The sequence below is a fragment of the Anaerosporobacter sp. genome (genome assembly GCF_965301125.1).
The window spans coordinates 1-8,746 of sequence record NZ_CBDLAM010000157.1 but is presented as its reverse complement, the minus strand read 5'-3'; the positions used below and the strand labels follow the sequence as shown (position 1 = coordinate 8,746).

10 protein-coding genes are annotated in these 8,746 nt (G+C 34.6%); 9 read left to right on the top strand and 1 reads right to left on the bottom strand.

Features of this window, described 5'->3' with window-relative positions:
- Positions 1 to 138 precede the first annotated feature (138 nt).
- Entirely contained in the window at positions 139 to 1,023 is an 885-nt protein-coding gene (locus tag ACW2QF_RS14995) for a DegV family protein (protein WP_455716817.1), read from the bottom strand.
- Between the two features lie 218 nt (positions 1,024 to 1,241).
- On the opposite strand from ACW2QF_RS14995, the gene ACW2QF_RS14990 reads away from it, so the two are divergent.
- The 9 genes from ACW2QF_RS14990 to ACW2QF_RS14950 all read left to right on the top strand — a co-directional run.
- Entirely contained in the window at positions 1,242 to 1,448 is a 207-nt protein-coding gene (locus ACW2QF_RS14990; protein ID WP_073287345.1) for a hypothetical protein, read from the top strand.
- Positions 1,449 to 1,772: 324 nt separating this feature from the next.
- A complete protein-coding gene (gene mreB, locus ACW2QF_RS14985) occupies positions 1,773 to 2,762 on the top strand; it encodes a rod shape-determining protein MreB (protein WP_455716816.1) in 990 nt (329 codons plus the stop codon).
- A gap of 172 nt (positions 2,763 to 2,934) precedes the next feature.
- Positions 2,935 to 3,708, top strand: a complete 774-nt coding sequence (gene flgF / locus ACW2QF_RS14980) for a flagellar basal-body rod protein FlgF (RefSeq protein ID WP_455716815.1) — start codon at positions 2,935 to 2,937, stop codon at positions 3,706 to 3,708.
- Between the two features lie 22 nt (positions 3,709 to 3,730).
- Positions 3,731 to 4,543 (top strand): flagellar basal-body rod protein FlgG, encoded by an 813-nt coding sequence (gene flgG / locus ACW2QF_RS14975; protein ID WP_455716814.1) that lies wholly within the window; start codon positions 3,731 to 3,733, stop codon positions 4,541 to 4,543.
- A gap of 28 nt (positions 4,544 to 4,571) precedes the next feature.
- Positions 4,572 to 4,910, top strand: a complete 339-nt coding sequence (locus ACW2QF_RS14970; protein ID WP_455716813.1) for a rod-binding protein — start codon at positions 4,572 to 4,574, stop codon at positions 4,908 to 4,910.
- Between the two features lie 167 nt (positions 4,911 to 5,077).
- A complete protein-coding gene (gene recD2, locus ACW2QF_RS14965) occupies positions 5,078 to 7,297 on the top strand; it encodes an SF1B family DNA helicase RecD2 (RefSeq protein ID WP_455716812.1) in 2,220 nt (739 codons plus the stop codon).
- Positions 7,298 to 7,317: 20 nt separating this feature from the next.
- Positions 7,318 to 8,097 (top strand): double zinc ribbon domain-containing protein, encoded by a 780-nt coding sequence (locus ACW2QF_RS14960; protein WP_455716818.1) that lies wholly within the window; start codon positions 7,318 to 7,320, stop codon positions 8,095 to 8,097.
- Between the two features lie 11 nt (positions 8,098 to 8,108).
- Entirely contained in the window at positions 8,109 to 8,516 is a 408-nt protein-coding gene (locus tag ACW2QF_RS14955; RefSeq protein ID WP_455716811.1) for a flagellar protein, read from the top strand.
- Positions 8,517 to 8,546: 30 nt separating this feature from the next.
- Positions 8,547 to 8,746, top strand: a 200-nt coding sequence (locus ACW2QF_RS14950; RefSeq protein ID WP_455716810.1) for a response regulator, incomplete at its 3' end; no start/stop codon positions are given.

The window sequence follows — 8,746 nt, the reverse complement described above, 5'->3', positions numbered from 1 at the left end:
GCATAAAATAGAAGTGACTATAGGGTAAGAACTGTATAGGTATGTAGTATGTTTTTCAAATGAATAGTATTAATAAAAACGCCAGCAAAAACAAGAGTATGTTTATGCTGGCGTTATGAATTTACATAATTTCTATTATTAAGCGTTATATTTACGAATAAAACAAGCTCCAACTATATCTGGCCCTGTATAAGTACCAATTGTTGAACCAAGTGTAAAAATCGGATGGTTAACTGGTTGATTAATAACATTTGGTAATTTTTCTAGGAATAGTGATGCCTCTTCAAAATTAGTACCGGTTACAACGCAGAATTCGTAATCATTGTAATCAAGGTTATTATTCTTGAAGTATTCTGTAATCATGTCATAAAGTTTATCAATCGCCTTTTTGAAACCACGAACTTTACTGTAAGGTGTAAGTTCACCGTCTTCTAATACAATAAGTGGTTTTAGATTCAACAAGCTACCTGCGAGTGCAGAAACCTTACCTATTCTACCACCTTTTTGTAGATATTCAAGAGTACCAAGAGTGAACATTACCCTACCTGTTTCTCGTAATTCAAGAAGCTTGGCAACATTGTCAGAAAGAGAGTACCCAGCCTCATGCATCTTAGCTGCTTCTAATAATAAAAGACCTTGTCCACCTGTACATAATAATGAATCAATTACTTCAATATGGCTGTCAGGATATTTCTCTTCTAATATAGATTTTGCAGTCATAGCCGATTGGTGTGATCCACTAAATTTAAGTGTTATATTTAAACAAAGAACGTCATATCCATTTTGAATAGCCTCTTCGAATTTGTTACAATAATCATCTACAGATGGAAGAGAAGTCTTTGGATATACGTTTTCAGTAGTTAATCGATGATAAAAATCGGAAATAGAAATTTCCTCAATCTCTTTTTGATATGTTTGTTGATCAAATGAAACATAAAAGGGAATTGTTGTTATGTTATATCGATCTAATAACTCTTGTGTTAAGTCGCAAGAACTATCACTAAATATTCTGTATGGTTTCATAAAATCCTCCGTTAAAACGATATTAAAAGCTACATTACTTAAAATGAATTATTGATATTATATCATAGAAATATAAAAAAGTAATTAACTTTATTAAATGTAAATAAAATGTAAGCTTTGAAAAAATATAGTGGTAAAATGTACATTCATAATTTACCTTCAATTACAGAAAATAAATGTGTACGAATTAATTAATGAGTGATTTAGGAGGTATTACAATGTCATTTACAGATAATGGTGAACTCCCTGTTGGATTCGGAATGTCGTTAGCACTTGATATGAAAGCCATGGCTAATTTCTCTGCACTTACTGATGGTAAGAAAGAAGAACTCGTTAACTATATCAAGAATTCTACTACGGGTTATGAAGCAAAAGAAAGAATCACAGAGGTTGTGAATCGTCTGCATAATGATTCCTTTTTTTAGAGCTAATCTGGTAGTCTGGAATAAGAATCTTATTTATTTGGCTGTATGTAAAACTTGGTGTTGAAGTGTAAATTAAAACATTGTGTACTGGTTATAATAAGTACACAATGTTTTTTAAGATAATAAGCATTTAGTAGAATCAAAAGATACCTTGTCATATTACAATTTGAGAAAATTGTAGAAAATAAAAATTTCCTTTGATTTAATTAACCAATGCGTATATAATAAGAATGAGTATGTTTAATTAGTTGAATAATGGAAAAAATTAGATAATAACAGTAAAAGTTAGTATAATAAATAATTGGAATTGAAAGGAGATTTCATATGTTGGGCAGTGATATTGGTATTGATTTGGGAACAGCAAGTGTATTAGTGTACATTAAAGGAAAGGGTGTAGTTTTAAAAGAGCCTTCCGTTGTGGCGTTCGATAGAGATACTAACAAAATTAAAGCTATTGGAGAGGAAGCTAGATTAATGCTTGGTAGAACACCAGGTAATATTGTAGCAGTTAGACCTTTAAGACAAGGTGTTATTTCTGATTACACAGTAACAGAGAAGATGCTTAAATACTTCATCCAAAAAGCTGTAGGTAAACAACGTTTTAGAAAACCTAGAATTAGCGTCTGTGTACCTAGCCAAGTTACTGAGGTTGAAAAAAAGGCTGTAGAAGATGCAACATACCAAGCAGGTGCAAGGGAAGTTGCTATTATAGAAGAACCAATCGCGGCCGCAATTGGTGCTGGTATTGATATTGCAAGACCATGTGGTAACATGATTGTTGATATCGGTGGTGGAACTACTGATATTGCTGTTATCTCATTAGGAGGGACTGTAGTTAGTACTTCAATTAAGATTGCAGGAGACGATTTTGATGAAGCAATTGTACGTTACATGCGTAAGAAACATAATCTATTAATCGGTGAAAGAACTGCAGAAGATATTAAGATTAAAATTGGATCGGCTTATAGAAGACCAGAGGTGGCAACATTAGATGTTCGTGGTCGTAACTTAGTTACAGGACTTCCAAAAACAATTACAGTGACTTCTGATGAAACAGAAGAAGCTTTAAAGGAAACTACTTCACAAATCGTTGAAGCAGTACACAGTGTATTAGAGAAAACTCCACCAGAATTAGCAGCGGATATTGCTGATCGTGGTATTGTTTTAACTGGTGGTGGTTGCTTATTATACGGTTTAGAGCAACTTATTGAAGAGAAGACAGGAATTAATACAATGACAGCAGAAGATCCAATGACAGCTGTTGCAATTGGAACAGGAAAATTTGTTGAATTCCTAAGTGGAAAAAGAGACTAGATAATAAGATTCACACTTTGGCCTAGGGGTTGAACTGTGAATCTTATTAATATTAATAAATACAGTAAAATTTTATGATATGCTATAAAGTTATTAGAAGACTATACCGATATATATGACAGGTAAAAGTATCAATAGTGACCGGTGGATTTAGAATTGGAGGTATGAGAGTTTGGTTAGAGCACTATATACTGCTTATACAGGAATGATTAATGAGCAGAAACGATTGGATACGATAAGTAACAACTTAGCCAATTCGGCTACAATTGGTTACAAAAAAGAAAATGTTACCAGCCAGGCGTTCGAAGAAGCATTAACACTTAAGATTAAGGATGCATCAGAAGCTTATACGGATAGACCTATTGGTACGATGAGTTTAGGGGTAAAAATAGGTGAATACTATACGGATTATTCTCAAGGCTCATTCCGTGAAACAGGGAATACATATGATCTAGCAATTGAAGGCAATGGATTCTTTACAGTAGCGGTAACAGATGGTAACGGGAATGAATCTATTCGCTATACAAGAGATGGTTCATTTAAGATGACACATGATGGTTATCTAGTTGATGTATACGGCAATCACTTACAGGGTGAGGGTGGGGATATTCAAGTTCCTACAGATGCACAAACGGTAACTATTGATATAGATGGTTCAATCTATGCAGACGGTGAATATATCGATAAAGTAAAGATGGCTGACTTTGAGGATTATGATTACCTTGAAAAGGCTGGAGATAATTATTACAAAGCAGTGGATGGTGCTGAGGCAAAAGATAGTGACGGTGTTATAAGACAAGGTTACACAGAGCAATCCAATGTTAACGTTATATCAGAAATGGTTAATTTGATTAATATTACTAGAGCTTATGAAGCGGGACAAAAGGTAATCAAAACACAAGATCAATTATTAGATCAAACAGTTAATCAAGTTGGTAAAGTATAATACTTAGAAAGAGGTGTTTGATATGATGCGTTCTTTATGGACGGCTGCGTCAGGTATGATATCGCAACAGACAAATGTTGATACAATTTCAAATAATTTAGCAAACATTAATACAGTTGGTTATAAGAAAGAAACAGCTGAGTTTAAGACATTGTTATACCAAACTATTCAAGAAACTACAACTGATAATAATGGTGATCCAAAACCAACATCTGCCCAAGTTGGATTAGGTGTACGTAACTCAGCCATTACAACTCAGTATACACAAGGATCATTACAAGAGACAGGGAATACATTCGATTTTGCCCTTCAAGGTTCTGGATTCTTTATGGTACAGATGCCAGACGGTTCCGTTGGTTATACAAGAAGTGGATCGTTTAATTTAGCAACGGGAAGTGATGGTATGGTACTTGCTACATCAAGCGGATACCCAGTGCTTGATGTTAATGGTAACCAAATTGTCTTTGGGAAAGAATATGATACGTCTAAATTAACAATTGATGGAAATGGAAATTTTAGCTATCCAGACGAGAAGAATAATGCACAATCTATTGGTATCACCATTGGTGTTGCACAATTTAATAATCCTTCTGGTTTGCTAAAAACATCAGATAGTATAGTGAAAGAAACAGATGCTTCTGGTGAGGCTGTGTGGGGTGTGAATGCAACCGCAGGTTCTAATGTATCGATTAAGCAAGGATACTTAGAAAGTTCTAACGTACAAACAGCTGATGAAATGGTAAACTTAATTGTAGCACAAAGAGCATATGAGATGAATTCTAAGATTATAACAGCTACAGATGAGATGCTTCAACAGGCAAATAATCTTAGATAGTAGTACAGATAAGGAAAGGAGAAATTAAATGTCAATCGATTCCTTAGCTTCATATAATAGCACTATATCAGAACTTAATAAGCAAAATACACAAGCTACACAATTAAAAGATAAATTAAACAACACAGATGCTTCTACAGCTACAGATACAGAGCTTATGGAGGTCTGCAAAGACTTTGAATCGTATCTTGTAGAACAAGTATTTAAATCAATGAAGACAAGCATGGTTCCTAAGAGTGAAGATGACGAGAATGAGTATATTCAATATTTTGGGGACACTTTGTATGAAGAATATGCAAAAAGTATAAGTGATTCTGGTGAATTAGGGATTGCTCAGATGTTATATGAATCAATGAAACGTCAATAGTTTATAAGGGTGCTATTATGGCTGCAGTAATTACTGCGACCATAATAGCACTTTTTATATGTGCCCGGGAATAAGTAAAGCTTTTGGAGTGCTTTACCTTGCAGTTAGTGTAAATACTAGGTATAATGATGCTATGATGAAAAAGCACGAGTATGGAGGAATAACAATTGGCTGAAACAATTCAGGGTTATGTTGAGAAAATAGTATATCGTAATCAAGAAAATGGTTATACCGTGCTTAGCTTAACCGGAGAAGATGATGATATAACCTGTGTGGGAAGTTTTCCTTTTATCAATGAGGGAGAATATGTTGAGTTACATGGTAATTATATCTCGCACCAGATATACGGAGAACAATTTCAAGTACAAAGCTATGAGATAAAGGAACCAGAAGATATGATGTCAATGGAACGATATCTAGGTTCGGGAGCAATTAAAGGAATAGGTGTTGCTTTAGCAGCTCGAATCGTTAGGAAGTTTAAGGAAGATACCTTTCGTATTATTGAACAAGAACCGGAAAGATTGGCAGAAGTAAAAGGAATTAGTATAGCTAAGGCACAAGAGATTGGAACTCAATTTGAAGACAAAAGAGAGTTGCGTGATGCAATGCTATTCTTGCAGAAGTACGGAATTACAAACAATTTAGCAGTTAAAATTCATAAACAATATGGAAGTCGCATGTATGAAGTAATCAAAGACAACCCGTATAAATTAGCCGATGACATAAGCGGGGTAGGATTTAGAATTGCGGATGAAATCGCTTCAAAAGTGGGAATTGGTGCAGATGCAGAATTTCGTATTAAGGCTGGAGTCTTATATGTGTTGTTACAGGCTTCCCAGTCAGGTAATGTCTATCTACCAATGGACTTGCTGATCTCTAAAACTGCACAGATGTTAATAATTGAGCCTGATAAGATAGAAAAACACATCATGGACATGATGATTGATAAAAGAGTAGTGATCAAAGAACTTGATAACAAGAAGGTAGTATACAGTTCGTATTTTTATTATAGTGAATTAAATGTAGCACGTATGCTACATGATTTGAATGAACAATATGATGTAGGTGCCAACGAGATAATAAGTATAATTAAGAATATTGAGAAGAAAGAAAAGATAGAATTAGACACGATGCAAAGAGATGCGGTTGTGGAAGCTGTACGTAATGGAGTACTTATAATAACTGGTGGACCTGGTACTGGTAAGACAACTACAATTAACACAATAATTAAATTCTTTGAAGCAGAGGGTCTAGATTTTCTATTAGCAGCCCCTACAGGACGTGCTGCGAAGCGAATGAGCGAAACTACTGGATATGAGGCGCAGACCATACATCGCCTACTGGAACTAACAGGAGCTCCAGATGATTCGGGAACAAGACTTAATTTTGAACGGAATGAAGAGAATCCATTAGAAGCAGATGCAATAATTATTGATGAGATGTCTATGGTGGATATTAGCTTAATGAATGCATTGTTAAGAGCTATTACAGTTGGAACCAGGTTGATATTAGTAGGTGATGTTAATCAGTTACCTTCTGTAGGCCCAGGAAATGTATTAAAAGATATTATTAATTCAAATGCATTTCATGTGGTGAAATTAAATAAGATTTTTAGACAAGCTACAGAAAGTGATATTATCGTGAATGCTCATAAAATTAATAATGGAGAACCGATTTCGCTCGATAATAAGAGCAAAGATTTCTTCATGTTAAAACGTGATGATGTTACTTTGATTATACAGGTCATGTTAACATTGATTAAATACAAAATGCCCAAATATGTGAATGCAAAACCTTATGATATTCAGGTACTTACCCCAATGAGAAAAGGAGAACTTGGTGTAGAACGATTAAACCAAGTATTACAGATGTATCTGAATCCAGCCGAGACAGGAAAACGAGAGAAAGAGATATCAGGACGTATTTTCCGTGAAGGAGATAAGGTAATGCAAATTAAGAATAACTATCAGATCGAGTGGGAGTGTAAAAGTCAATTTGGTTTGAGTTTTGAAAAAGGTACTGGCGTATTTAATGGAGATACAGGTATTATTAAAGAAATAAATTTGTTCTCAGAGATTATAACAGTCGTTTTTGATGAAATTCGATATGTGGAGTATTCTTTCCAACAGGCGGATGAGTTAGAACTTGCATATGCAATTACAATTCATAAGTCCCAAGGTAGCGAATATCCAGCGGTTATCATTCCAGTATTATCAGGACCTAAAATGCTGTTACATCGGAATCTGCTGTATACGGCGGTTACAAGAGCCAAGAGTTGCGTAACATTAGTAGGGAGCAACCTAGTAGTACAGTCTATGATTGATAATGTGAGTGAGCAAGACAGATATACGAGTTTAGATACAAGATTGAAAGAAATAATGAAATAGGATATTTTTATACTTTTTTGGTGCATTATGATACTTTATGTTGTATAATATCTATATACACTGTTAATATAAGTAAAAGGGGAGAAGAGAATATTCGCATATTAGATTATCTATATCCAAGTCGTTGCCCTGTATGTGGGGATATTATATCACCAAGGCAACATATAGTTTGTCCAGGTTGTGTTAATACATTTCAGGTAATAAAAGAACCTAAATGTCTGAAATGTGGTAAACCATTAGAGCAAGAAGAACAAGAGTATTGTTTCGATTGTACAAAAATTAATTATCACTACAATAGAGGGTATGCGCTGTGGGTTTATGACAAAAATGTAAGGAAATCAATTGCGAATTTCAAATTCCACAATAGACGCGAATACAGTAAGTATTATATACAAGAAATATTACACTATTATAAAAAAGAAATTATAACTATATCACCTGAGGTACTGATTCCAGTACCGTTACATAAATCGAAATTAAAAGAGCGAGGTTTTAATCAAGCGGATTTATTAGCTCGTGGTATAGGTGAAAGCGTAGGGATTCCGGTCGTAGAGGATTACCTGATGCGTTGTAATAAAACGAAGGCGCAAAAAAGATTAAATGATAGAGAAAGAGCAAAAAACTTATATGGGGCATTTGAGGTGAATCCTAGTTATAGTACAGCACCGTTTGCTAAAGTTATGTTGGTTGACGATATTTATACAACTGGCAGTACAATTGATGCATGCGCCGAGGTATTATTACGTACAGGCGTGAAAGAAATTTATTTTATCAGTTTAAGTATAGGAAAAGGTTATTAGGAGGTATAAGTATGGAAGTGAGAAATTGTAAAGACTGTGGTAAGTTGTTCAATTACATTGGAGGAATGCCTTTATGCACAACTTGTTTAAAGAAACTGGATGATAAATTTATTCAAGTAAAAGAATATATTTACGACCATCCTAGGGCTGGAGTGCAGGAGGTTGCCGAAGAAAATGAAGTGACAACAGCACAAATTCGTAAATGGATCAAAGAAGAAAAACTTGCATTTACAGATGATTCGCCAATTGGACTTGCTTGCGAAAATTGTGGAGATATTATAAAGACTGGTCGTTTCTGTAAAAAGTGTAAGGATAAGCTTGTAAACAACTTCGGAAGTTTATATCAAGAAAAAGTCCAAGAGCCACATGCTAAGAAGGATCTTCACGATAAGGCAAAGATGCGTTTCTTAGATAACTAAGGAATAGGTAGGGGTACTCGGAGGTGGAGTATGAGTAAAACAGTTTTAATAATAGATGATTCGCCATTCATAACAAGGCAAATTACAGATTTAGTAGAGAAACATCACTATGAGGTAATTGGGCATGCGGGGAATGGGGAAGAGGGGATACGTCTGTTCACAGAGACAAAACCTGATCTTACTATTTTAGATATAATATTACCAGGTATAGATGGAGTAGAGACTGCTTG